Below are 23,248 nucleotides of genomic sequence, written 5' to 3'. Positions count from 1 at the left end.
CCGGCTTTGCGCCATACTCTGTAGCTTAACAAGAACCGTTCTTATTTAGCGAAGGATGCCTTATGCGAAGTTGGATAGTCGCTTGTTTTCCCCATCGAAGGGTACCGCTTTTCAAGCTTATGTTGCGGATCCCTGCGCTGGTGGCCCTCTTCTTATTAGTCGCCCCCTTGTTAACATTGCAGGCTCAGGCTCAGGATAATCAGCCAGTGCCAGTGCGTGTCGCCCTGCCTGCAGAGCAGAGTGTTGGCCAGCAACTGCGGCTGACCGGTACCCTTACTGCCCGCCAGCATGCCCGCTTATCAGCCCGCACCGATGGCTTAGTGTCGCGGGTAAGGGTTGATGCTGGCGATAACGTGAGCAAGGGCCAGGTGTTGCTGGAACTTGATCCGGCGCTGGCGACTGAGCAGTTAAAGCAGCTACAGGCCGCCAGTCAGGTAACAGCGGCCGACCTTACGGAAACAGCGCGGCTGGTGACAGAGGCCGAGCAGTTAACGTCACAAAAACTGTTTCCGCAAACTGAGCTGGAACTGCGCCAGGCCAATTATGCGCGGGCAAAAGCGTTGCATCAGCAAGCCCAGGCCGCTGTGGCGCAACAACAGGAAGTACTGGCGCGCCACAAACTGATTGCGCCTTTTGCCGGGGTAATTGCGACCAAAATGACTGATGCCGGTGAATGGGTAAGCCTGGGTACACCGGTACTGGAGCTGGTGGCGCTAAGCCCGCTGCATTTAGATGTGCAAATGCCGCAGGAACATTTTCAAACGCTGGATCAGTTGCAGCAAATCAAGGTGCAAAGCGATATGCAGCCTGGCACCGCACTGCAGGCCAGCATTATCGCAACCGTGCCGGTAATCGATGCCACCGCCCGCAGTTTTCTGGTGCGGTTGCAGTTACAACCGTCGGAGCAATTGCAATTGCTGCCCGGCACCTCGGCCAGCGCCACCTTTAATATGACGACCCGCAGTGAGCAAAGTGTTGTGGTGCCGGCCGATGCCATCTTGCGCCATCCTGATGGCAGTTTCAGTGTGTTTATTGTCCGGGATAACAAAGCTTACCGGCGTCTGGTAACACTGGGCCGGCGCAATGGCAAAGACGTGGAAGTCGAAGACGGTCTGACAGCAGACGAGGCGGTGGTGATCCGCGGTAATGAAACCCTGCGGGACGGCCAGCCGGTAACTGTTACCCGGGATCAGGACTAAGGAGCAGCTATGCTGGCAGCAGGAATTCGGCGCGGCACCATTTTAGCCGTCGTGGTATTAATTATTGCCGTGCTGGGCATTGCTGCCGCGATGCGGATCCCGGTGCAAATGATCCCGGACCTGGAAGTGCGCACGATCAGTGTGGTTACCGGCTGGCCGGGCGCAACACCGCAGGATATCGAAAAAGAAATTCTGATTGAGCAGGAACGCTATCTGCGTAATCTGCCTAACCTGAAGCGGATGATTTCATTAGCCGAAACCGGCTCGGCGACCATAGAGCTGGAGTTTCCTTTCGGGGTGGATATTAACGAAGCGCTGATCCGGGTCAGTAACGCCCTGAGCCAGGTTAATGCCTATCCTGAGAATGTCGATCAGCCCCGGCTGTTCAGTAGTTCTTTCTCCAGCAATGCCTTTATGTATTTCCGGTTAATGCCGCTGCCCGGTAACCCGCTGGGGCTGGATATGGACATGGTGCGTGATTACGCCGAAGACTATGTGCGGCCGCGGATGGAGCGGGTGCCCGGTGTCTCGGAGATTGGGGTCAGCGGCGGCGCACCCCGTCAGGTGCAAATTCTGATTGACCCGGCCCGGTTAGCCCAGCGCGGGATCAGTATGACTGAGGTACGCCAGGCGGTCCGCAATCGTAATACCGATGCGTCAGCCGGCGATATCGACAGCGGCAAACGCCGCTATTTACTGCGGATGGTCGGCCGTTTCGATGATCTGAGCGAGCTGGAAAACCTGATAATACTGCAGCGGGGCGACAGCCAGGTAAGGCTGAAAGATATTGCCGAAGTAAAGCTGGATCACTTCGAAGTGCGGGATATGTCCTATTCCGACGGTGAGCGTACCCTGAGTTTGTCTGTGCGCCGGGAAAGCGGCTCTAATGTCATTGATATTAAAAACGCCATGCTGCCGGAAGTGGAGCGGATAAATCAGGACATGCTGGCAGCCAACGGCTTACAGCTAAAGCTGGTGAGTGACGATGTGCGCTATGTGCAAAGCTCTATCCGTAATGTCTGGACCAACCTTGGTTTGGGCGCTTTACTGGCTACCATGGTCATGTATCTGTTTCTGCGCTCGTCCCGTGCCACCCTGGTGGCGGTGATGGGGGTGCCTGTCTGCACCATTGCCGCCTTTTTAGGTTTGTTGCTGTTTAACCGCACCATTAATGTTATTTCGCTGGCGGGTATCGCCTTTGCCATCGGCATGACAGTCGATAACACCATAGTGGTGCTGGAGAGCATTGAGCAGGCCAGGCGCAATGGTTTAAAGCGGCTTGAGGCGGCTATTAACGGCGTGCAGGAAGTGTGGCCGGCGGTACTGGCCTCTACCATGACCACAGTGCTGGTATTTGCCCCCATTTTATTTGTTGAGCAGGAAGCCGGACAGCTGTATTCCGATATCGCCATTGCGATTGCCTCGGCCATTATTGCCTCGATGCTGGTGGCGGTATTTGTAGTGCCGGCCGCCATTGCCCGGCTCGGTTTTGGCTCGGGGGCGGCATTAACTGCCAAGGACGATACTCCGGGCCGCTTACTGCGTGGCATCAGCAGCCTGGTCAGCAGTGCGAAAAGCCGCGTGCTGACCCTCGTTATCACCCTGGCGTTAACGGTCGGTGCTGGCTGGATCTTAATGCCGCCAGCCGAATATCTGCCGGAAGGCGAAGAGCCAAAAGCCTTTTCGCAAATGATAGCGCCACCGGGGTATAACCTGTCGGAAATGAGTATGATTGCCGACGAAATCCGGCTTATTCTGAATGATGCTGTAAATGCCGACCCTGAGCAATTCGACCAGGGTGAAAGCCGGATCCCTTCATTGCAGTATTATTCGCTGAGTGTCTCAGTCGGGCGGATCTGGGTACTGAGTGAACCGACCCGTGATGACGATATTGAGGCCATGATGAACGCCCTGACCACGCTGTTCCGGGAATATCCCGGGATGCGGGCCTTCTCAGCACGTGGTTCGATTATTTCCAGTAATGACGGTGGCACCCGGGCAGTCGCACTGGATATCTCCGGCCCTGAGCTGGCCGATTTATACCGCACCGCAGAAGCGGCCTATCTGGCCGCGCAACAGCTGTTTGATAATCCGCAGCTAAATTCCGACCCGTCGTCATTGTCGCTGGACCAGCCGTTAATTCAGATCCGGCCGCGCTGGTCGCGACTGGCCGAAGTAGGGTTTGACGCGAACGACTTTGGCTTTGCAGTAGCGGCGCTGAGCGACGGTGCCTTTGTTGATGAATTCTTTATGCTGGACGATAAGGTTGATATTTTTCTGTTCAGTGGTGCTGGCACCAACCAGACCCTGCAGCAGCTGGCGCAGGCGCCGGTGCAGACACCGCAGGGCGCGGTATTGCCGTTAAATGCGCTGGCAGATTTAGTTGAGGTTGCCGACAGCGCCAGTTTACGCCGGGTTGATGGCCGGCGTACGGTAACCTTATATATTATTCCGCCGCGCGATGTCGCGCTGGAAACAGCAGTGGCCCGGGTGCAGGACGAGCTGGTGCCGCAGTTGCAGCGGGCCGGTGAGGTAGCCACAGGGGTGAATCTGAGTATCACCGGCGCCGCTGATCAGTTAGAGGCGACCAAAGCTGCGCTGAGCGGTAACTTTGCTATAGCGCTGGTACTGATCTACCTGCTGCTGGTAGCTATTTTTACCCATTGGGGCTATCCGCTGTTTATTCTGGCGACGGTGCCACTGGGCCTTGCTGGCGGCCTGGTCGGGCTGGCTGTGATTAATGGCATTGGCGATTTGCTGCAGCTGGCCGGCTTGCCGGGCATTTCCCAGCCGTTTGATATGATAACCATGCTAGGCTTTCTTATTTTGCTTGGTACTGTGGTGAACAACCCGATCCTAATAGTCGATCAAAGCCGGAAAAATCTGCAGCAGGCCGATTGTAATGTCATTGAAGCGGTAACTGCGGCGGTAGCCACCCGTTTGCGGCCGATTTTAATGTCAACCACCACCACCATATTCGGCCTGGCGCCGCTGGTGTTTATTCCTGGGGCCGGTACTGAATTATATCGCGGGGTCGGCATTATTGTGCTTACCGGCTTATTATGTTCAACCATTATTGCCCTGACGTTTTTACCGGCTTTGCTGGTAACAGTAATGCAGTGGCAGCAGCGGCGGGCGGGGAATGCAAAGGCCGCCGGCGTAGCTGACGACGGCTGAAGTAATAACCGCTACGACATAAAAAAATATTTGATAAGCATTGCGCCCAGCATTACCGCCATTAGCGGATAAACCCAGCGGGCGTATTTGCTTAAATCCTGTTCTTCGGTTTTTTTGCCAAACTTTTCCAGTAAGGTAACCAGTACAAACAGGCTGATAAATAAAATAACCAGAATGGTCAATAAATTACCCATGCTAACATTGTCCTTTGTTATTAGCTGTAACATTGGCCAGCAGCTTACCATTGGCCGTATCTGTTCGCCAACTGCGCCGGCAGCATGCCAGGGTAACGGCCGGTACTTTATCTACGTATTTGTATAACTGAGTAACTCTATGGCGCAACCCGAACTCGACAGCGGTTATTATCTGCAGCACTTTAACGAGCTGCTGCAGTTTGTCAGCCAGCAATATCAGCCGGTGCTAACCCCGGACAGCCAGGCTTTTATCGATGACTTTAGCGCGCTTAGCGAAAGCGCACAGCAACTGCTGGTGCGGATGCTAAACCGCAAAGGCCAGGTATTTTGCGATGTCGAGCTTAACTACACCGAAATTGGTTCACCCGGGCCGGTGCTGGATGAACTGACTAGCCAGGGTTTTGTGGCACCGTTAAGTAACAGTGACTTAGCCGATTTCTGGCTGCGGTTAACCAAAGATACTTTGTGGCAGCTGCTGCAACTGGCAAAAGACCACTTGCCGCCTGCGCTGTGGGCGGAGTGTAGCGCGCTTCGGCCGGTTAAAAAGAGCCAGACCAAACCGCTGCTGCTGGGTGCTGCGCTGGCACTGCCGGCTGACTGGTTAGCACTTATCGATAAACTGGCGCAGCGCTATGTCGTGCTAAGGCGGCAGGATGCGCTGAATTATCTGTATTTTCTGTATTTCGGCCGGATTGAAGCCAATTTATCGCTGTTTACCCTGCGTGATTTAGGGATCAGACAAAGCGGCCAGTTTAAGCAGCAGTTTCAGCCACGGTTTACTGAAGCCAGCCAGGCGCAACTGGCCTTTCAACTGGCCAAAGCCAGGCCGGCAATCCATGAGCTTGGCAAGCAACTTAAAAAGCAACCCGAAATAGCACAAACCCTGTTAGAGGCGTGGTTTAGTCAGGTAAACGGCTGGCCAGAACACACGGATGAAGCACTGCAGTTAAAGCGCAGCGAGCATTGTTATCAGCTGGGTAAACTGGCCGAGCAGGCAAAACTGCCGCAGCTGGCCATTCGCTTTTATCAGCTGAGTAATGGCTTTCCGGCCAGCGAACGGCTGGTGCGTTTACTGATGCAGCAGCAACAAACCGACAACGCGCAAGCGCTACTGCAGCAATTACTGGCCGATCCCAGCTGTGATGAAGAATGGCTGTTTGCCGAAGATTTTTACCGGCGCAAGTTTAATGCACCGAAGGGAAATGAACGCCGCTCGCAGTTGAGCCAGTTATTGCACGATGCGCCAGAAATTGGAGTCGACGAGCTGTACCTGGGCCAGGCCGAGCAGGGCTTAATGGCCCATTATGCAGCTCAGGGCTACAGGGTATTTCATAGCGAAAATAACCTGTGGCTCGCCCTGTTTGGCCTGTGGTTCTGGCATGAGCTATTTGAACATCAGCACAGCGCACTGCACAACCCGTTTGAACGCCGGCCCCGCAACTTAACCAGCGGCGGGTTTTATCAGCAGTTCAGCAGCGAGATAGAGCAGAAACTGCAACAATTAACGGCGGCCAATGCTGCCAGCAGCATACTGGCAGCTATTACCGCCCACTATGGCAAAGCTAATAACCTGTTTTACTGGCATACCGAGTTAGCAGAGCAGCTAATGCCGCTAATCCAGTTTGCACCACAAAACGCCGACGGCAGCAGCGCGCTCTCGCCAATCCTGCGCGCCATGGCGCAGGATTTTAAGCGCCACTGCAGCGGTTACCCTGATTTACTGCTGATTAAAGATCAAACCATTCAGTTTATAGAAGTAAAAGCACCCGGCGATAAAATTCAGCGCCATCAGCTGGCCCGGTTAATGGCGTTACAACAGGCTGGCTTTAACGCCCGGATTGAAAAACTGCAATGGATAGTCGACCCCAACCGTGTTTATGTAGTGCTGGATGTCGAAACCACCGGTGGTAAGGCAGGTAACGACCGGGTAATTGAAATAGGCGCGGTAAAAGTGCAGGCCGGCGAGGTACTCGATACCTTTAGCACCTTAATTAACCCGCAGCGTTATATTCCGTCGTTTATTACCCGGCTAACCGGCATTAACAACGCCATGGTAGCCAATGCGCCGACTTTTGCCGATATTGCAGCGAAATTAACTGAATTTCTGCAAGGTGCCGTCTTTGTCGCCCATAATGCCAAGTTTGACTATGGCTTTATCCGGGCAGAATTCAACCGGCTGGAACTACCATTTGAAATGCCGCAGCTTTGTACCGTAGTTAATATGCGCCGCTACTACCCAGGGCTGCAATCTTACAGCCTGGGCAAGCTTTGCGAAGAGTTCGACATTAAACTTACCAACCACCACCGCGCGCTGGATGATGCCACCGCCACGGTGGAATTGTTAAAGCTGATTAATGCCAGGCGTTGTGTAACAGGTTAAATAGTCAGCTGGTAACTACAGCAACAAACTAACTTATTACCGCTTATTTTCTAGGCATTAATTCAAGCAAGGCGTGCACGCTTGCTTCAACCCCTGATTTTATAGAAGGTTCTGGTGAAATTTTAAATTGAGGACTATGGTGGCTAGCGACCGGTGCACCGCCTGCTTTTGCTCGCTCAAAGTCTTCACTAGGCGTGCCACCTACTGAGAAATACACACTGGGAATATACGGATCTGTGGTAAAGAAACCAAAATCCTCAGCTCCCATACCCGATTCCGCAGGCGGGATTAGCGCGTCCTCTCCCATTTTTTTTACGATAACCGCTTTCAGGCGTTGGGCTAAATTTCTGTCGTTAAATGTCGGGGGATAAGCTTCAGGACTCACGATAACTTCGGGCATTTTGTCGTCACTTAAACCCGCTGTTTTAGCAGTGCCTATGGCAACACGTTTTATCGCTGATAACAATTGCTCTCTGACCTGTGGGTTTAAACTTCTTACCGTTAATTGTAAATGTGCCCGTTCAGAAATAATGTTGTGTTTAGTGCCTGAATGAAAAGAGCCAACGGTAATCACCCCGGCGTCTCGAGGCGCTAATTCCCGGCTTATAATAGTTTGCAAATTAGCTACTATTTGAGCGCCAATAACAATGGGATCTTTGCCTTGATGAGGATAAGCGCCATGCGCACCCACTCCATGAACGATAATATCTACGGAATCAGACCCTGCGTAGGGAGAACCTTCATCGATAGTAATTTTACCCGCTACTGCATCAGCATCGACATGGAAAGCAAGGGCATAGTCAGGTTGGCCAAATTTCTGCCAAATTCCATCAGCCATCATGGCTGACGCACCCGGGCCTTTTTCTTCAGCAGGTTGACCGATTAACATTAAGGTACCAGACCATTGATCTTTAATCTTAGCCATATACCTTGCAGTTCCCACCAAACTGGTGATGTGCACGTCGTGGCCACACGCATGCATTACCCCAACTTCATTACCGTCCCAATCCGTCATTACGATTTGAGACGCATTTTTTAAGCCAGACAATTCTTTTACCGGTAAACCATCCATATCGGCGCGAAGCATAACCATCGGCCCGGGACCATTTTTCAATATTGCAACAATACCTGTGCCGCCAATTCCCTCTGTCACGGTAAATCCAGCAGCGCGGATTTCTTTAGCCAGACGTTTTGCAGTATTGTGTTCCATTAGTGACAATTCAGGATTGCGATGAAAGTGATCCCACAATGGAGCGAGATGCGCTTTATAGTCTTTTTCTATGCTATTCGAAATTTCTGAAGTAGAAGCCGCGCCTGGCCCGATGCTTAAAGTGCTAAGTAAGATAATAGTGCAAATTTTTTTCATGGCAGTGTGTCGTATAAATGGTTTCAGATATCAAACATACACCCATATCTCTTGAAAGTCTTTTCTGTTTGATTAACCTGAATACTTCCTCTAAACCTTTAGGTTCAGATCCACTTTTGGGTACATTTATCCGCGACGGCAAAATGGGCTTCGCTGTAAATTGGCTATTGAGATAAGACAGTGATGGAGTTCCAGTTGCTGTCGTTTTTGATTAAGTAAACTGTGCGATCTGCCAGGCGAAAACGTAAAGTGTTGCCGTTGCTGGCGACTTGCATATTTTTGTCAAACGGGGTTATTGCTACGATAGTGCCGTCAAATAATGCATCTGTAATATCGTTATCGGTAAAGCTGCCATCAGGCTGATACTGGCTAACAAACTGCAGCAAACCAGCAAAATTTCGGCTGCTTTTAATCTTGCTGACAATAATGTTTTCAATGTCTTTAGCGAAATCAGAGTAGATAACAGAAGCGCCGCCAAACAATGCTTCGTTGCTTGTGCAGAGCTCTGCGGGATCAGGTGTAGTAAACTCGTTTTCAGTAATATCAAAGGCAGCTACTGTTATGCTGTAAAGCATTAACGTTAATAATAAAAATATCTTCATAAACTGCCCACCTTTTTGGGTCTGGCAACCATCTTGGCTTCCACAGCGAAAATGGAGGAGGCGGTGAGATTACGCCTGATTAATGCTTAATCCACTAAAAAGCTATTAACCATGACCAAAAATTCTTGTTCCAACGCAAAGCTTTCTACCAGTGGCATCGTGCTATTTATTCCCAACTGAAACTGATAATGGATACCGGCGCTATTTAGCTGAAAGGTGCGCAGCAGTTGCCCTTTCGGGCTAATGCTTAACCGCAACATAGCGGGGCCGGCTTGGTGTTGTAGCATAACGGCGGTTGCACCTGTTTGGTTAAGCTCCGCAATATCCTGCTGTGATATGGCTTTACACTTGGGGCACTGTGCCTTAGTGATAATTAAAGTGGCATTGTGACGCGAGTAGCGCCATTCGCTGGTTTGGTGCGGCGCCTCGTACTGGCTGAATTCAGGATCACCCCAGGATGGTGCGACGATCAGGTTGGTTCTGTTTTCAGCCAGAACGTTAGCAGAAAAAGAAGCAAATAATGCCAGAAAAACAGAACTATTACGGGGCATTATTATTGTCATAGTTAAGGCTCTCTCTCAGTATGTGCACCGTTATTCGCACAAAAATTGTTTAGCTTTAAGGCCCTTTAAGTTTGCCTGTTTAAACTTGCAATGACTATAAAATGTAACTAATATTCACCCTAAATTAACAATATCTTTCAGGGATGAATAATGTCATTAGAAATTTGTATTACCACCAATCCGGTTACAAGAGAATTTATTCCTTGCCCGGCCGGCCACACCTTAGATGAAAAGTCTGTTCCGGCTGCACCTTTGCTGGCTGCAGGTACGCCTTATATCACCAAATCTGATAATGCGGTGGTTAATGATTCAGGTGCTTTACATTTTCTGGAAATGTTAAAGCAAATGCCTGCTACCGATCGCAGAAACATCGCCCGGCTCAATAAAGATTTTGGCACCGAAGTGGTAGATGCCCTGGCCGAGTTTTATCAGTTGCAGTTAAAGCCTGCTTTGCAATCGGTAAATAGTTTTACTCAAAATACCGCAATACCCTATGTGAAAAAGGAGATACCGGGATTCGCTGGTGCAGCTGCTACGGCACTCGACTCACGTTTGAAAAACTTTGCTTCATATATCAAAGATTATCAGCAGGCGTTGGAAAAATACCGTGCGGCCTACATCAATAAAGTAAAAGCAGCAGAAAAACGAGCATTGGCAAAAAAGGTTGCGGCGGCTCAGGCAGAGGTGAACAGGCATTTTCAGGGTGAGATTAAGCGTATTATGGCCACTAATGATGCCAAAACCGGCAATCGGGGTACGGTGTGGAGTAATCCGGAACGAGCAATGGGTTTAGCGCGTGGTAGCAAAACCGATGCAGCGATAAAACTGCAAAGCTACCATAACGTAAAACGCGTTCAGCAATTTCAGCGTGTTGCCAATATTGCGGGCAAGGGGCTTGTTGTTCTTGATGCCGGGCTGCGAGTAAATAAAGTTCAGGATACGTATAATCAAGGCGGCAATTGGCAAAAAGAACTGGCCAGAGAAATGACGGGCTTCGGACTTGGTGTGATTGCAGGATCTATTGTTGGTGGTCAGCTAACCACAACCTTAACGTTAATTCTTATCGCCACGCCGTATGGCTGGGTGATAGCTATTGGTGCTGGATTGATAGCAGGTTTAATATCAGCAAAATTTGTTGACGAAATTGGTAAAGACATTAGTGATGTTTTATGGCATTCCAGCACGGCGATAGGGCTTAAGTGATGCCCAGTGAGTTATTTAGTAATTTACTGCTAGTTGTCATTGTTCTGATATTTAATTTTTTAGCTGCAACCATGTGGTTTGCACGTGTTTCAGTAAAACACATTGATAGACAGCTCGCATTATCAGGTGTTGGTAAGCCGGTATGGGATGGTATTGGTATCAGAATCAGTATTTATGCGCTTGCGATCCTCTCAGAATGGTTTGCCAAAACGCCTTTAATAGCAGGCGCTGAGGTAAGAGCAATTGCCCGCAGGAAAGATTATTACCTTGCACTGTGGTTTGAATTGTCTTTCTTACTCTTTCTTGTTGCAGTATTTGTTATTTATCCATTTATACGTGATTAGTTTTGGTTTGATTGTGAATCAGATCAACATTGCGCTTATCTACGATGCTTTGGTCATTATTGCTATGGTTTCAGTTATTAGTACCCTGATTTCCATGTGGTGCTTTATCAGAGTTACAGTGAAATATTTTGATAAAGAATTAGCGCGTATGGGCAGAGACTGGGTTACGTCAGACTGGAGGGGCTCGCGAATTAGCACTTATGCGCTTGCAATTATTTGGCAGAGGGCGTCTATTTTCTATGAGATCCGCCATGAAGACGGTAGCGCTTTAGCCAGGCGAAGGGATTACATTCTGGCTGTATGGGTGCATTTATCATTCCTGGTTTTTATGATTGCAGGGATAATTCTTTATCCTGAGATGTCCGAATAAGTCAGTCATGGCGCTCCGTAACATTTAGGGGCAGCTCAAAATATTAGCAACAAAACTAAAGGATCGCATTTGAACCCGGAATTCTGGCAGGAAAAGTGGCAAAAAAGAGAAATTGCTTTTCATCAGGCTGCGGCTAATCCGTTGCTGGTACGCTGTTTCAAGCAACTGGCACTCGCGCCTGGCGCAAGGGTGTTTCTGCCCCTTTGCGGCAAGAGCCTTGATATTCACTGGCTATTGACGCAGGGGTATCAAGTCGTGGGTGCTGAATTAAGCGAAATGGCGGTGCAGGAACTGTTTGCTGAGCTGGGGCTAACACCCACCGTCAGCAGTATCGGCAAGTTGCAGCACTACCATGCTGCTGAGCTTGAGGTGTTTGTTGGCGATATTTTTGAATTGTCGCAAGCCACCTTAGGCCCGGTTGCTGCAATATACGACCGCGCTGCGCTGGTGGCGCTGCCGGCTGAGATGCGCCAGCGCTATGCAAAGCATCTAATTGAAATAAGCCAGTGCGCACCGCAACTGGTTATTTGCTTTGAGTATGATCAAGCGCTACTGGCAGGGCCGCCGTTCTCGGTTAATAGTGAAGAAATGCTTAACCTCTATAGCCATGCCTACCAACTTAACTGCCTGGCAGAACTCGAGGTGCCGGGCGGCTTAAAGAAAAAGTGTCAGGCCACCGAGCTTGCCTGGCTTTTAAGCCAACGATAAGGTTTTCGGCAGCTAAGAGCAGACAAAAGCTGTCAGAATACTCCGGGACTACTGCGCTTTTTCCTTAGTTAACCGCTTATCCAGCCGCTGGGTTACTGCTGCTGCGTAAACCTTACAACCATCGGTGTCTGTTAAGCCGTTGCTTTGTAGCCGGGTGCGCATATTACTGGCCGATGGGTGCGGCGTAAGCAATATCTGGCAATCAAGCGCTGCCAGTTTATCTAAGCCGGCCCGGTAGGCTTGTAAGTAACTTAGATGCTCGCTAAAACGATAACTGTCGCTGCTAACCGGCGATAAACTGTCGGCATACACCAACACCTGACATTGTTCGGCTTCACAACTGGTCCACTGCCAGCTTAAGGCGCCCGGAGTGTGTCCGGGGGTTGCCACCGGCATCAGGCTTAGCTTACCCAGGGTAACTACTTCGCCGGCGGTTACCAAACCATCGACTTTGACGGCCGGAAAAGGCTGGTGCATGCCGGCTTGCGGATCGGCGGCGGCCACCACGCCACTGGTTAACACCGGTGCGGCAGCGGCAGACGCCAGCAGCCTGGCACCGCTGAGTTGCTGCAACCGGGCTAAACCGGCAACATGGTCAAAATGCTCATGGCTTTGCAGTAGCAGTTTTATATCTGTTATTGCAAAGCCAAGCGTTTGGATATTGGCTGCAATCACCTCTGCGCCCGCTTCAGTGGCGCCGTCAATCAGAATATGGCCATCGGCGCTGGTGATCAGAATAGCGCTGATACCGCAAGTGCCGACATAGTAGCTGTTGCCGTAAATATGAAAGGGTGGCCCGGCTTTGTCCCACGTATCCCAGTCGGTGCAGCTGTTAACCCAGTCACTGGCTGCTGAGTTTGCTATCGTTGGGCTTGCTGTTGCGTAGCAAGTGGCAGCCACTGCAACACAACTTAAGGTACTGACCATACAAAAATGGCGAAAAATGTTATACAACGTCATATCGGCTGCCTTACAAAGTGGCGGGACAGCGCTAACCTTAAAGGGCGAAACCCGTTATGGCAATTATTATCAGTAAAGGGCCGTAGTTAATTTGCCTGATCGCAAATCTGGCGGGTATGCCCGGGCAGTCGATACCTTGTCAGTTACCAATGGAAAATTTAAGCAATGAAATACCTGACGAAACTAATAATAATACTGCCGTTGGCAAGTGGTCTCTGGTTTTTAATGACTATCATTTTAGCTGGCATTAATCAGCCGGGTTATCAGCACATGTCACAGTTTATAAGTGAACTTGGGGCAATTGATGCGGCCAATGGAAAAGTAGTCAATTTCGGCGGTTTTATTCCGGCAAGTGTTTTACTGGTGCTGTTTGTCGGAATAGCGATATGTTATTGCTCCCGGCGCAGAAAACAGCTGATAGGGCTGGTAGCAATTGCCGTTTATGCCATTACACTTGGCATTGCCGCTTTTTACCCGTGTGACGCCGGCTGTCGGCCAGAGAACCCCAGCTCATCTCAACTTATTCATAATTTTTCGGCTCTGCTGGGCTATGTAAGCGCAGTAGCCAGTGTTTTTATTTTAGCGACTTATCTGAAGCAAACCGGTAGCAGATTACTGGCCAATATGGGTTATGCGATAGGCGGGCTAGCCTTTGTCATGCTGATTATGCTTAACCCGGAATTTGCGTTTGTAGGAATAGCGCAAAGGGTATTCGAATTATCGATATACACATGGATAATTTTGTACTCATTTCATTTATCAGCACAAATACGCTGTAAGCATAGCGCTCAGGTACTTCCTGGATAGGCTATGTTCAAGGTTATTGGTCACTAAGGGGTGATTGCAGCATATAGCTGTAAGAAAATTAGAAAGGATAATGACATGGCTCTGCTTATTGGCTTTTTACTCGTTATGCTGCTTGGTGTAATCCACCACTTCTCTTTGCGTTGGCTTGACCTGTTAACGGGGACGGCTCGGGATAAGCCTAACCGAACGATTTTTCTCGTTTTCAATGGGCTATTAACGATCCATACCGCTGAGATTCTATTGTTCGCCGTCGCTTATCGCATACTACTAACCTTGGACTCGATGGGCGGTTTCACAGCATTCTATGACGGAAGCTGGGGAGATCTAATTTATTTCTCAGGCATTAATTTCGCGACGCTGGGCTATACCGAAATTGAAACGCACGGCCCGATTAGAATGATCAATATGATGCAGTCGCTCGGTGGCTTTATGGTACTGACGTGGTCAGCGACGTTTATTTACTCGGCTTGGGGCCGCGCATTCCGCGAATAGTCTGCGCTTTTGGTAATGCCAGAACACAATCGTTACTAGGGGAAACAGGCATTCTGAAAAACGGCAACCTTAGTGGGGTTAATTACCGTCTTCTATTTGTTAGGCGATAATTTCTTTCGCGCCAGCTATCTTGTCAGTCAGAGCCTGTTTAACCGTTTCTTCAGCGCTGCTGTCTATCTCGCTGGCGGCGTGAAGCGCTGCCATTACCGCATCCTGGGTTGTATGAACAGTATTACCCTCTGTCTGTTGTACTGCACTGATTGCCCCCTTTACAGCTGCAACTGCCACCAGACTACTGTTTTCGCCCAAAGCATTAGCGCTGAATATGGCTTGCTGCACGGCGCCGCTTACGGCTTCGGTTTCCAGAATACCTTCTGCCATAGCGCCTTGTACTGCGCCATCGACAATCCAGTTAATTACTTTAGTAAAAGCAACCCGGGTGTCAGCTATTCCTTCAATAGCACCTTTAACAATGGAAGCCGGCACTTCAATACCGCTAACCATTAAATCCCGGGTACCCTGAATGGTAGTGATAGCGGTATCTCTGACCGAGATAACAAATGCCGATGAAACTTCATTTTTTCCTGTCAGATTGCTGATAATGCCGTTTCTGACACCATTAACGATTAAACTCTGAGTCTTGACACTCATGGCTGACCTCGCTTATGAACAGTAAATAAACTTAAAAATATTTTACAGATAGCGGTATGTCAAATTGCCGCGTTCGATGGCAATGAACATTTTCAACTAAGATTAAGGACAATTTTGCGTTGGTTTAATCTGCTGCGAGCTGGCGATGCTGCTCAGTGAAGGTCTCGCTTAGCAGGGTGTTGTATGTCTTTAACAACTGTTGTTCCCGATAAGCAAAGGTTTGTAATATGGTGATCAGATTATCTGAATTGGCAATAATAGCTGCTGTTCCGCCCCGGTACAGTTCGGTATAGATAATCTGCCCGACACTTTTTGCCTGCTCCTGATAACTCTCCTGCTGTGCATAAACACGGGATAACACCAGCACTGAATCATAAGACATATTACTCAGCGCACCAATTTCAGCCGCCGAACTCCAGGCGGTATGGTGAACCTGTGCCGGGAAAATAAAACCACGGCTGAAATCACGAATACTCAGCTGAGCCGGATCATCAGCTACCTGCATAATCCGGCTGACTAAACCGCGGTGGTATTCCAACGAGTCAGCCACTGCCTGCCGGTTCGCCTCCAGCTCGCGCACAATTTCTGTCAGCGCAGTGTTAGCCTGGGCAATATCGGCCCGGTTCTGCCGCCATTCATTGGCGGCCAGCGCCAATACCACACCAAGCACAACAAATGCTGCCTCAAATAAAGCCGGCCCGATTAAATGGCGGAAGCGATTTTCACTCATGGTAATGTTGAGTCTCTGTAAGGTAAGACAATTTTCTGTGCTAAACAGTAGCGGGCTTTCACCCGCTTTTCAACTGGTTGCCGGTGCTGAACACCTTGGGCTGGAGCGTACTCAGGGCAGGCCCATGCAGTTAGCATAAAAGCTGACGCTGGCTGGCCAGTCTGAGAACACGCCGATTACCCCGACCTCTTGTGCCATTACGTGTAGTACTTCCAGCATATCACCGTCATTGTTAATAACCGGGTTGACGGTTTGATAATACCAGCCGCCGCCATTGGTTAACGGTCCGGATCGCTCAAAAGACCAGGCAATAATATCAAGTCCGGCATCTTTAGCATTGCGGGCATAAGCAGACGGCACAATGTTATTATCTGCGTCCAGCTCCAGCAAGGCCCACATCGGTGGCGCAACGATGTTAATTTCTTCGGCAGCATAACCTTGCAGTTCTGATGCTGAGGGCAGATCAAAAGGGGTATTCGCGTCATCCAGATAAACTGCCTGGCGACCAAAAGACGGCTCATTGGCCAGCCAGTACCGGATGTCAGCAATATTAAATGACTGCGGCCAGACGTCTTTGGCTCTGATGCCGGCGGCCCGATAGTCGTCAATAAGCTGCTGGGCATAGTCAGCCTGGCTGTAGGTACCCTGATAAGGCATTGGCACCTCGGCTGCTTTTAACTCCGGGGTAAATTTTACGCCCAGTTGTTTAAACAACGCTATGCTTTCGGCGTGGGTCAGTAAAGTGCCGGTGGTGGCATAAAGATCAGTACGCCAGGCCGGCGTGCCCTGCATATACTCTGCAACGCTGGTGGCTTCTGGATTAAAGACATCCATTTTACCCTTTAACATTTTAAATTCTGCTAAGGTTATGTCGCTGGTGCAGCATCTGGCGCTTGCGGGCGTGCCTGTGGCAGGGTCTGCCGGGGTAAACGGTTCGCTGCATTTCGCTGCCAGCTCAGGTATCGCCAGAATATTCGTCGTGGTGTGCAAATCGCATTGCGAATGGCGGCAGACCAGCTCTTTGTCCCGGGTAAAGGTGACATCACACTCCATGATACCGGCACCCATGCTGGCTGCGGCCTCATACGACTCTTTGGTATGCTCCGGAAATTGCAAAGGTGCGCCGCGATGACCAATAGAAAATAGGGTTTTTTTCAGCTTGCGGCCGGTATTGCAGCTCTGTAAGCGCTGTTTCAGCAGGCCGGAGTCCATATTATCAACCAGGTAAGCGGGGCGCGGCCCGAACTGCACAGCATACTTGTTGGGTACTTTAAGGGAAGGACTACTGATATTTGTCTGGTTGTCTTTCTGGCGGAGGACGGTGTTAGTATCGCCGAAGGCAAACACCGGGCTCAGCAATAGGGCCACGTGCAGGGTGGATATGCCAAGACCGCGCAAGATCTTTAAATTGAGCATAAAATTTTCCTTGATAGTTAGTTTAACAATAGCAGCATTAAGGAACGCATTTAACAGCCGATTCACGGCACGGCAGTGCTACCCTATTCAAGTGTTGTGAATTAAAAGTGTAAATCTAATGACGATATTGTGATCATCTTAGCTGCGCCGGCAGGTATGGATCTTTGTTTGTACAGTTCAGTCTGCGGTAGGCTTAAAACCTGTATGCTTGAACATTGCGAATGGCAGCGCCGTACAGCGGCTTTTTCTGGAATCTGACATCGGGTGGTAAAGAGTGAATGACCCAGGGTGAACGTGGTTTTGTAGGCTGGACATGGTTTGTGCTGTGGCGCGTCGTGCTGGGCATGGTGCTGTTGTTGCTGATCCTGCTGCTGACGTTGCGGTTTGTAGCGCCGCCCACCTCCTCTTTTATGCTGCAAAGCCCTTATCCGGTGCGCCAGCAGTGGGTAAGTATTGATACGCTGCCTGCACATGTGGCGCTGGCGATGGTGGCCTCTGAAGATCAACGTTTTCCTGAGCATTACGGTGTCGATTTTACTGCCATCAGTGATGCCCTCGAGCAGTCAGAACAGCGCGGCGGTTTGCGTGGTGCCAGCACAATCAGCCAGCAAACGGCAAAAAATCTGTTGCTGTGGCCCGGCCGCAGCCTGGTTCGAAAAGGCCTGGAAGCCGGGCTGGCCCTGAGTCTGGAAGTGATCTGGGGTAAAAAGCGGATCCTGGAAGTGTATTTAAATATCGCGGAGTTTGGCAAAGGTATTTATGGCGTGGAAGCAGCGAGCCTGCACTACTTTAATAAACCGGCCAGCAAGCTAACCAGAAATGAAGCGGCGCGGCTGGCCGTGCTGCTGCCGGGGCCGCGTAACCGTGATGCCCGTCAGTTAACCCCGTATCTGCGCGAGCGGGTGGCCTGGGTTGAACGGCAAATGCAACAACTCGGGCCAGGTTATTTGCAGCGGATACTGAATTAACTCCATTTATCGTTAGCGCCACCATCCTTAATTTGCCGTATCGGCCTTATTCACTATACTTTGCTTATTTAAGCAAAAAGATGCTAAATAATGAATAAATTGTTAGCCTTCCTGCTGTTGCTCTGTTGTTGTCATTTAACCGCAGCGACCAAACCCGATTTATTGCTGGCTGACGTGTATAACAGCAATATCGATGTGCAGCAGTACTGGGTCAGCGAAAAGCTGGATGGGGTGCGGGCCTTCTGGGATGGCGAACAGCTGATTAGCCGTGGCGGCAATGTTATTGCGGCGCCAGCCTGGTTTGTCGCCGGTTTCCCTAAGCAAAAATTAGACGGTGAATTATGGCTTGGCCGCAATAAGTTTGCCGACACCCTAAGTATTGTTAGCAAACAACAGCCGGTAGATAGCGAATGGCAACACATTCGTTATTACCTGTTTGAGTTGCCCGATGCTGCAGGTACTTTTACTGAGCGGATTAGCGAGATGCAACGCCTTAGCCAGCAATACAGCAGCCCTTATTTGCTGGTGGTGCCGCAGTTTCGTATCCATGATACAGCCACATTGCGGGCTAAACTTGGTGAGCTGGAACGTGCAGGTGCCGAGGGCCTGATGCTGCATCAACAAAATGCACTGTATAAAACCGGCAGAAGCCGCGACTTACTCAAACTAAAAACTTATCAGGATACGGAAGCGGAAGTCATTGGTTACCGGCCTGGCAAGGGTAAATACCGGGGTATGGCGGGCGCGCTAATTGTTAAAACGCCAGAGGGTAAAACCTTTGCCATTGGCAGCGGCCTAACCGATGCTATGCGCCAGACACCGCCGCCAATTGGTACTGTAGTGACTTACCGGTATAATGGTCTGACTAAGCATGGCTTGCCTCGTTTCGCACGTTTTTTAAGAGTGCAACAGGTTTATTAACCAGTTGATGGGTTACATCAGGCAATGGTGGGCCAGTTAAGATTGTCGGCAAACGAATGATAAATTTCGATATGACCCTCATCAATCGCTTGTTGCATCTGTGTCGCATTAACATCAGCGGCGTCCGACGGCAATGCAGTATGGTAGTCTTGTACGCCAACCCAGCCATTCCGTCCTGAGTATTTTGCGGCATACAGACAGAGATCGGCAAGGCGAAGTAATGCAGGCCAGGGCCGGGTAGTAGCCCCCACCGGCAGTGGGTAGCAAGCGTAACCCACTGAACAGGAAACAGTTAGCGAGTGCTGCGCATCCACTTCAAAAGGTGTGCTGTGCACCGATTCGACAAATCGCTCGGCAATTTGCCTGGCGTCTTCCCGTTCAATAAACCGCGCCACCGCAACAAATTCTTCACCACCCCAGCGTATCAAATAATCTGTTTGACGAAATACCTGCTGCATTCTGTGTTTCAGCTGCTTTAAAATCAAATCACCGATATTGTGGCCGTAGCTATCGTTCAGCGCTTTAAAGTTATCGAGATCGATCATAAATACCACCAAATCTGCCCCTTTTGGTCGGGCCGTTTTGCCTTCCTGCCAATCCTGTTGCATGCGCCGGCAATGTTCCAGATCGCTTTCAATATGATTTTCTAAAAATCGGCGGTTGTGAAGACCGGTGAGTTTGTCAGTAAGGCTAATAGTTTCTAGTTGCTGGTAAGCGAGGCTTAACTCATGATTTTTTTGATTCAGCTCATCTGTTCTGGCCGCAACCTGTTGGCTAAGGCGCTGATTCAGCCGTTTTTGAATTAGCCTGCGATACAGCGACAGCAACAGGATAAATGTTGCCACCAGACCCAGGATCCAAAAATTACGGGACCACCTTTGTCGCTCCAACAAAGCCTGTTGTAATATTTGCTGTTGTTGCAGCCGATCTATTCGGTGTTGCTGGCGAATAAATTCGGTCTGGGCCTGGATGGAAGCAATAGCAGACACCCGGTTATTGTTAAAAATATCATCTTCCAGTTTGTTTTGCTGTAGCAGAGCTGCGAGCGCTTCACGCACCCGGCCCTGTTGGATCAGTACGTTCACCCGCATTTGTTCAAGCTGCGCTTCATCTGCACGTTCATGGTTCTGGCGGGCACGACTAACGCCTGCTTCAATGTAAGTGAGTGCGTTGTCGTACTCACCTGTGGTGATGGCGAGCTCGGTGGCAAGCTTGTAAGCATCGACCAGCAAACTGTTGTAGTGGTGTAATGTGGCGCGGCTAATGACCCCTTCAATCAGCTTAGTAGCGTGCTGGTAATCCCCCTGATGCATGGCAAGTTTGGCAAGGTTGGTGCGTGCCCAGTCTAGATCGCGGGGTGCACTAATTTGTTCAAACAGGCTTAGTGCCTGCTGCAAATGCGCTGCTGCCTGCAGATAATCGCCCGATTCGCTGTAAATATACCCCAGTTTATTATGGCTATAGGCAATATCGCGCAGATTACCGTTCGCTTTATCCAGTTCCAGCGATTCTAGAAAATAGGTCAGGGCCTGGCTGTTATCTCCCAGCACGCGGTGAAGGTCACCAAGATTATAGATGGCACTGGCAATCCCGCCTTTATCGCCGGTTTGATAATGTAAGGAAAGTGACTGCTGATGTGCGTGCAATGCCTGTTCATACTGGCCCATTTTCTCCAACGTGGTGCCAAGGCTGTTATAACCAGAGGCAATGGCTGAGAGGTCGTTTAGCTGCTGATAATGCTGCATGGCCTGATACAGGTATTCCAGTGCTTTATGATACTCACTCTGATAACGAAATGTCAGGCCAAGTTGCTGCAACGCATTGGCCAGCAACAACGTCGCTGAACCATTCTGATATTGGCTGACCGCCTGCTCCAGATATTCTCTGGCTTGCGGGTAATTGTTGCGTTCCATTGCATTTCTGCCCAGCTGATAGTAGGCGTTACCCAGCTCAGACTGTTCAGCGTCTGCTGTTGTTGCGTTAAAATACTGCTGGGCAAGCTTATCTGCGCTATCCATATCCCCTTGTTGGCGGGCCTCTGTTATTGCCTGGCGCAACGCGTTTACCTCAACCGGACTGGCTGCAATGGGGGGGCAGATAACGCAAATTGCCAGGATCAGCGGGTAGAGCAAATGCATCAAACTAAAGTTTTCTTTAAAAGTGGCATAACTAGACGGCATATCAGACCGCTTTTGCCTGTAATTGCAGTTTGGTTAGCAAAGCGGGCAAATGCGCTATGGCTACGGCGGGCGACCAATAGTATCCCTGGCCCTCTTTGCAACCCAGAGCCAGCAGCTTTTCCATCACTGCGGCATGTTCAATACCTTCTGCTATGGTAGTTAAACCAAGACTGCCCGCCATCTGAATAATAGCCTGAACCAGAGGTGCATTTGCTTGCCACTGGGCATCAGTTGAAACAAACGAGCGGTCAATTTTTAAGGTGCTGGCGTTAAAACGCTGCAGATAACTCAGGTTAGAGTAACCCGTACCAAAATCGTCAATGGCAATGGTCACCCCCAATTGGCTTAAAGCATTAAGTTGTTGCAGAATATGATCGGTATTATCAACCAGCAAGGATTCAGTTAGCTCCAGCTCTAAGGCTTGTGCCGGTAGTGCTGCCTGCTGCAGTGCTTGCCGGACAATGCCTGGTAGCTGGCCATCTTTAAATTGTACGACCGACAGATTCACCGCAACACGTAAATGTTCAAAGCCCTGCTGACGCAGTTGCGCAATGTGCTGGCAGGCTTGGGCAATGACCCAGCTACCTAATTCATTAATTAAACCGCTGTTCTCGGCCAGTGGAATAAATTGATCCGGACCTATCATGCTGCCATCGGGCTGAGGCCAGCGCAACAGTGCTTCCACTGCGGTAATGCGACCACTGTTTAACGCAACCTGTGGCTGGTAATACAGCCTGAACTGCTGCTCAAGTAATGCCCGGCGCAACATTTGCAGTAGTTTAAATTTGTCGTCATTGGCTTTATCCAGACTATCATCAAAATAGTAATAAGTATTACGACCCTCTTCTTTTGCCCGGTACATGGCTATGTCAGCTTTGCGGCACAGTTGTTTAAAATCAGTGCCATCTGCCGGAGCACAGGCAATGCCAATTGAGGCCGACACGCTAACCTGAGTTTGCAAGATGTTAAATGCTGCGGTAATTTGGCTGATTAAGCTATCAGCTAGTTGTTCCAGCTGATGACTATCGGCGACATGGGGCGCCAGCACCAGAAACTCGTCTCCGCCAAAGCGGATCAGCGCCTGATCTTTGGTCAGAATTGCCCGCAGGCGTTGTGCAAGTTGTTTTAACAGGTCGTCGCCGGCGGCGTGTCCTAACGCATCATTTACCGGTTTAAAATTGTCCAGGTCTATAAACAGCAGGGCAAGTTGCTGTTGTTGCTGCAAAGAGGCAACTAACAACTGTTGAAACAGCGTTTCGCCATACAGCCGGTTTGCGAGATTGGTCAGGCTGTCATGATGAGCCAGATGCTGAATTTTTGCCTGACTTTGTTGCACTTTGGCATTTTCATGCTGCAGTGACAGCATCAGCCGTTTGATATCGCGCACCAAAATGTAGACGCTAAAGCCCGTTATGGTAAAAATAATCAGAATAAATACCAGGTGCGGCCAGCTTAAACTTGGCACATGCGGCGTAAGATAACTGGAAAGCGTCAGCCAGGTAAGAAAAATACACTGAGCAAAAATAAAAAACAGTACCGAGATAAACAGGCTGACGCTGCCCAGAATGGCGGCGAAAATTAGCACCCCGGGCAACCCCAGAACAGCCAGATCAAATAATCCGGCGCCGGTTAGCGCAAAGGCAAACAGCATGGCACTCATCGACCAGAGCAAAATACAGGCAGATACCCTGAGCTTATTTTTTAAGGCAAAAACTAATGCCAAAAGCAGACAACCGATACCAGCCGCGAATATAAAGAAAGTAATACCATTGGCCACGGTTAACGCAATCGTTAAGCCGCTCGCCGATATCGCAGCGATTTGCATTAACCTGCGCCGTCGAACCTGACTGTAACTCTCATTCTGTTCGAATATCTGCTGCATAATTCCTTTCAGGTTAAAGGGTGGGAATTGCCACACAGCCTCACTGTGCTGCATGGTTTACTTTAACGTCTAACTTTATAATCACCAACAATTATGTTAAGAGGCCAGTAAAGGGTGCTATTTACTTACCTCAAT

At 49.8% G+C, this 23,248-nt stretch carries 21 protein-coding genes; 11 read left to right on the top strand and 10 right to left on the bottom strand.

Going from position 1 to position 23,248, the window contains the following annotated elements:
• The first annotated feature begins 62 nt into the window (after positions 1 to 62).
• Entirely contained in the window at positions 63 to 1,199 is a 1,137-nt protein-coding gene (locus R3187_RS04600) for an efflux RND transporter periplasmic adaptor subunit (protein ID WP_318965528.1), read from the top strand.
• A 9-nt stretch (positions 1,200 to 1,208) separates the two neighbouring features.
• Positions 1,209 to 4,376, top strand: coding sequence for an efflux RND transporter permease subunit (locus tag R3187_RS04595; RefSeq protein ID WP_318965527.1), 3,168 nt, complete (start codon positions 1,209 to 1,211; stop codon positions 4,374 to 4,376).
• Positions 4,377 to 4,387: 11 nt separating this feature from the next.
• On the opposite strand, the gene R3187_RS04590 is transcribed toward R3187_RS04595, so the two are convergent.
• Positions 4,388 to 4,570, bottom strand: a complete 183-nt coding sequence (locus R3187_RS04590; protein ID WP_318965526.1) for a hypothetical protein — start codon at positions 4,568 to 4,570, stop codon at positions 4,388 to 4,390.
• Positions 4,571 to 4,709: 139 nt separating this feature from the next.
• Between R3187_RS04590 and R3187_RS04585 the strand changes: the two genes are divergently transcribed.
• Positions 4,710 to 6,950: an exonuclease domain-containing protein gene (locus R3187_RS04585; protein WP_318965525.1), complete on the top strand. Its 2,241-nt coding sequence runs from the start codon at positions 4,710 to 4,712 to the stop codon at positions 6,948 to 6,950.
• Between the two features lie 43 nt (positions 6,951 to 6,993).
• Here the strand turns inward: R3187_RS04585 and R3187_RS04580 are convergent, their stop codons facing one another.
• The 3 genes from R3187_RS04580 to R3187_RS04570 all read right to left on the bottom strand — a co-directional run bounded on the left by R3187_RS04580 (position 6,994) and on the right by R3187_RS04570 (position 9,481).
• The gene (locus R3187_RS04580) at positions 6,994 to 8,316 is read right to left on the bottom strand and encodes an amidohydrolase (RefSeq protein WP_318965524.1); all 1,323 of its coding nucleotides are present in this window, start codon (positions 8,314 to 8,316) and stop codon (positions 6,994 to 6,996) included.
• Between the two features lie 164 nt (positions 8,317 to 8,480).
• Positions 8,481 to 8,918 (bottom strand): hypothetical protein, encoded by a 438-nt coding sequence (locus tag R3187_RS04575; protein ID WP_318965523.1) that lies wholly within the window; start codon positions 8,916 to 8,918, stop codon positions 8,481 to 8,483.
• Positions 8,919 to 9,004: 86 nt separating this feature from the next.
• Positions 9,005 to 9,481, bottom strand: a complete 477-nt coding sequence (locus R3187_RS04570; RefSeq protein ID WP_318965522.1) for a hypothetical protein — start codon at positions 9,479 to 9,481, stop codon at positions 9,005 to 9,007.
• A 252-nt stretch (positions 9,482 to 9,733) separates the two neighbouring features.
• Between R3187_RS04570 and R3187_RS04565 the strand changes: the two genes are divergently transcribed.
• The 4 genes from R3187_RS04565 to tmpT all read left to right on the top strand — a co-directional run bounded on the left by R3187_RS04565 (position 9,734) and on the right by tmpT (position 12,106).
• The gene (locus R3187_RS04565; RefSeq protein ID WP_318965521.1) at positions 9,734 to 10,684 is read left to right on the top strand and encodes a hypothetical protein; all 951 of its coding nucleotides are present in this window, start codon (positions 9,734 to 9,736) and stop codon (positions 10,682 to 10,684) included.
• Positions 10,684 to 11,028: a hypothetical protein gene (locus R3187_RS04560; RefSeq protein ID WP_318965520.1), complete on the top strand. Its 345-nt coding sequence runs from the start codon at positions 10,684 to 10,686 to the stop codon at positions 11,026 to 11,028. The genes R3187_RS04565 and R3187_RS04560 overlap by 1 nt, the downstream gene beginning before the upstream one ends.
• 13 nt (positions 11,029 to 11,041) lie before the next feature.
• Positions 11,042 to 11,398 (top strand): hypothetical protein, encoded by a 357-nt coding sequence (locus R3187_RS04555; RefSeq protein WP_318965519.1) that lies wholly within the window; start codon positions 11,042 to 11,044, stop codon positions 11,396 to 11,398.
• A gap of 69 nt (positions 11,399 to 11,467) precedes the next feature.
• Positions 11,468 to 12,106, top strand: coding sequence for a thiopurine S-methyltransferase (tmpT, locus tag R3187_RS04550; protein WP_318965518.1), 639 nt, complete (start codon positions 11,468 to 11,470; stop codon positions 12,104 to 12,106).
• A gap of 48 nt (positions 12,107 to 12,154) precedes the next feature.
• Here tmpT and bla read toward each other — a convergent pair whose 3' ends face one another.
• Positions 12,155 to 13,066 carry a subclass B3 metallo-beta-lactamase gene (gene bla / locus R3187_RS04545; RefSeq protein WP_318965517.1) on the bottom strand — a complete coding sequence of 304 codons (912 nt, stop codon included), beginning with the start codon at positions 13,064 to 13,066 and terminating at the stop codon, positions 12,155 to 12,157.
• A 165-nt stretch (positions 13,067 to 13,231) separates the two neighbouring features.
• Between bla and R3187_RS04540 the strand changes: the two genes are divergently transcribed.
• Together R3187_RS04540 and R3187_RS04535 are read left to right on the top strand one after the other, a co-directional pair.
• Positions 13,232 to 13,873, top strand: coding sequence for a DUF998 domain-containing protein (locus R3187_RS04540; protein ID WP_318965516.1), 642 nt, complete (start codon positions 13,232 to 13,234; stop codon positions 13,871 to 13,873).
• 75 nt (positions 13,874 to 13,948) lie between these two features.
• The gene (locus R3187_RS04535; protein ID WP_318965515.1) at positions 13,949 to 14,365 is read left to right on the top strand and encodes an ion channel; all 417 of its coding nucleotides are present in this window, start codon (positions 13,949 to 13,951) and stop codon (positions 14,363 to 14,365) included.
• A 99-nt stretch (positions 14,366 to 14,464) separates the two neighbouring features.
• Here R3187_RS04535 and R3187_RS04530 read toward each other — a convergent pair whose 3' ends face one another.
• The 3 genes from R3187_RS04530 to R3187_RS04520 form a co-directional block, all read right to left on the bottom strand.
• On the bottom strand, positions 14,465 to 15,016 hold the full coding sequence (locus tag R3187_RS04530; protein ID WP_318965514.1) for a hypothetical protein: 552 nt from the start codon (positions 15,014 to 15,016) through the stop codon (positions 14,465 to 14,467).
• A 124-nt stretch (positions 15,017 to 15,140) separates the two neighbouring features.
• A complete protein-coding gene (locus R3187_RS04525; protein ID WP_318965513.1) occupies positions 15,141 to 15,746 on the bottom strand; it encodes a hypothetical protein in 606 nt (201 codons plus the stop codon).
• Positions 15,747 to 15,857: 111 nt separating this feature from the next.
• Positions 15,858 to 17,162, bottom strand: a complete 1,305-nt coding sequence (locus R3187_RS04520; protein ID WP_318965512.1) for a glycerophosphodiester phosphodiesterase family protein — start codon at positions 17,160 to 17,162, stop codon at positions 15,858 to 15,860.
• A 278-nt stretch (positions 17,163 to 17,440) separates the two neighbouring features.
• Here R3187_RS04520 and mtgA point away from each other — a divergent pair, with 278 nt between their 5' ends.
• Positions 17,441 to 18,130, top strand: coding sequence for a monofunctional biosynthetic peptidoglycan transglycosylase (gene mtgA, locus R3187_RS04515; protein WP_318965511.1), 690 nt, complete (start codon positions 17,441 to 17,443; stop codon positions 18,128 to 18,130).
• Positions 18,131 to 18,220: 90 nt separating this feature from the next.
• Entirely contained in the window at positions 18,221 to 19,051 is an 831-nt protein-coding gene (locus R3187_RS04510; protein WP_318965510.1) for a DNA ligase, read from the top strand.
• A 17-nt stretch (positions 19,052 to 19,068) separates the two neighbouring features.
• On the opposite strand, the gene R3187_RS04505 is transcribed toward R3187_RS04510, so the two are convergent.
• Positions 19,069 to 21,231, bottom strand: coding sequence for a diguanylate cyclase (locus R3187_RS04505; RefSeq protein ID WP_318965509.1), 2,163 nt, complete (start codon positions 21,229 to 21,231; stop codon positions 19,069 to 19,071).
• 1 nt (position 21,232) lies between these two features.
• Positions 21,233 to 23,113: a putative bifunctional diguanylate cyclase/phosphodiesterase gene (locus R3187_RS04500; RefSeq protein WP_318965508.1), complete on the bottom strand. Its 1,881-nt coding sequence runs from the start codon at positions 23,111 to 23,113 to the stop codon at positions 21,233 to 21,235.
• Positions 23,114 to 23,248 lie beyond the last annotated feature (135 nt).

The sequence above is a fragment of the Arsukibacterium sp. genome (assembly GCF_033721375.1).
Classification (GTDB): Bacteria; Pseudomonadota; Gammaproteobacteria; order Enterobacterales; family Alteromonadaceae; genus Alishewanella.
The sequence above is the reverse complement of the archived record's forward strand: the minus strand, read 5'-3'. Positions and strand labels throughout refer to the sequence as shown.

Bases quoted from the DNA above. Each gene is read 5' to 3' on its own strand.
- R3187_RS04600 (WP_318965528.1), top strand. From the start codon at position 63: ATGCGAAGTTGGATAGTCGCTTGTTTTCCCCATCGAAGGGTACCGCTT.
- R3187_RS04595 (WP_318965527.1), top strand. From the start codon at position 1,209: ATGCTGGCAGCAGGAATTCGGCGCGGCACCATTTTAGCCGTCGTGGTA.
- R3187_RS04590 (WP_318965526.1), bottom strand. From the start codon at position 4,570: ATGGGTAATTTATTGACCATTCTGGTTATTTTATTTATCAGCCTGTTT.
- R3187_RS04585 (WP_318965525.1), top strand. From the start codon at position 4,710: ATGGCGCAACCCGAACTCGACAGCGGTTATTATCTGCAGCACTTTAAC.
- R3187_RS04580 (WP_318965524.1), bottom strand. From the start codon at position 8,316: ATGAAAAAAATTTGCACTATTATCTTACTTAGCACTTTAAGCATCGGG.
- R3187_RS04575 (WP_318965523.1), bottom strand. From the start codon at position 8,918: ATGAAGATATTTTTATTATTAACGTTAATGCTTTACAGCATAACAGTA.
- R3187_RS04570 (WP_318965522.1), bottom strand. From the start codon at position 9,481: ATGACAATAATAATGCCCCGTAATAGTTCTGTTTTTCTGGCATTATTT.
- R3187_RS04560 (WP_318965520.1), top strand. From the start codon at position 10,684: ATGCCCAGTGAGTTATTTAGTAATTTACTGCTAGTTGTCATTGTTCTG.
- bla (WP_318965517.1), bottom strand. From the start codon at position 13,066: ATGACGTTGTATAACATTTTTCGCCATTTTTGTATGGTCAGTACCTTA.
- R3187_RS04540 (WP_318965516.1), top strand. From the start codon at position 13,232: ATGAAATACCTGACGAAACTAATAATAATACTGCCGTTGGCAAGTGGT.
- R3187_RS04535 (WP_318965515.1), top strand. From the start codon at position 13,949: ATGGCTCTGCTTATTGGCTTTTTACTCGTTATGCTGCTTGGTGTAATC.
- R3187_RS04530 (WP_318965514.1), bottom strand. From the start codon at position 15,016: ATGAGTGTCAAGACTCAGAGTTTAATCGTTAATGGTGTCAGAAACGGC.
- R3187_RS04525 (WP_318965513.1), bottom strand. From the start codon at position 15,746: ATGAGTGAAAATCGCTTCCGCCATTTAATCGGGCCGGCTTTATTTGAG.
- R3187_RS04520 (WP_318965512.1), bottom strand. From the start codon at position 17,162: ATGCTCAATTTAAAGATCTTGCGCGGTCTTGGCATATCCACCCTGCAC.
- mtgA (WP_318965511.1), top strand. From the start codon at position 17,441: ATGACCCAGGGTGAACGTGGTTTTGTAGGCTGGACATGGTTTGTGCTG.
- R3187_RS04510 (WP_318965510.1), top strand. From the start codon at position 18,221: ATGAATAAATTGTTAGCCTTCCTGCTGTTGCTCTGTTGTTGTCATTTA.
- R3187_RS04505 (WP_318965509.1), bottom strand. From the start codon at position 21,231: ATGCCGTCTAGTTATGCCACTTTTAAAGAAAACTTTAGTTTGATGCAT.
- R3187_RS04500 (WP_318965508.1), bottom strand. From the start codon at position 23,113: ATGCAGCAGATATTCGAACAGAATGAGAGTTACAGTCAGGTTCGACGG.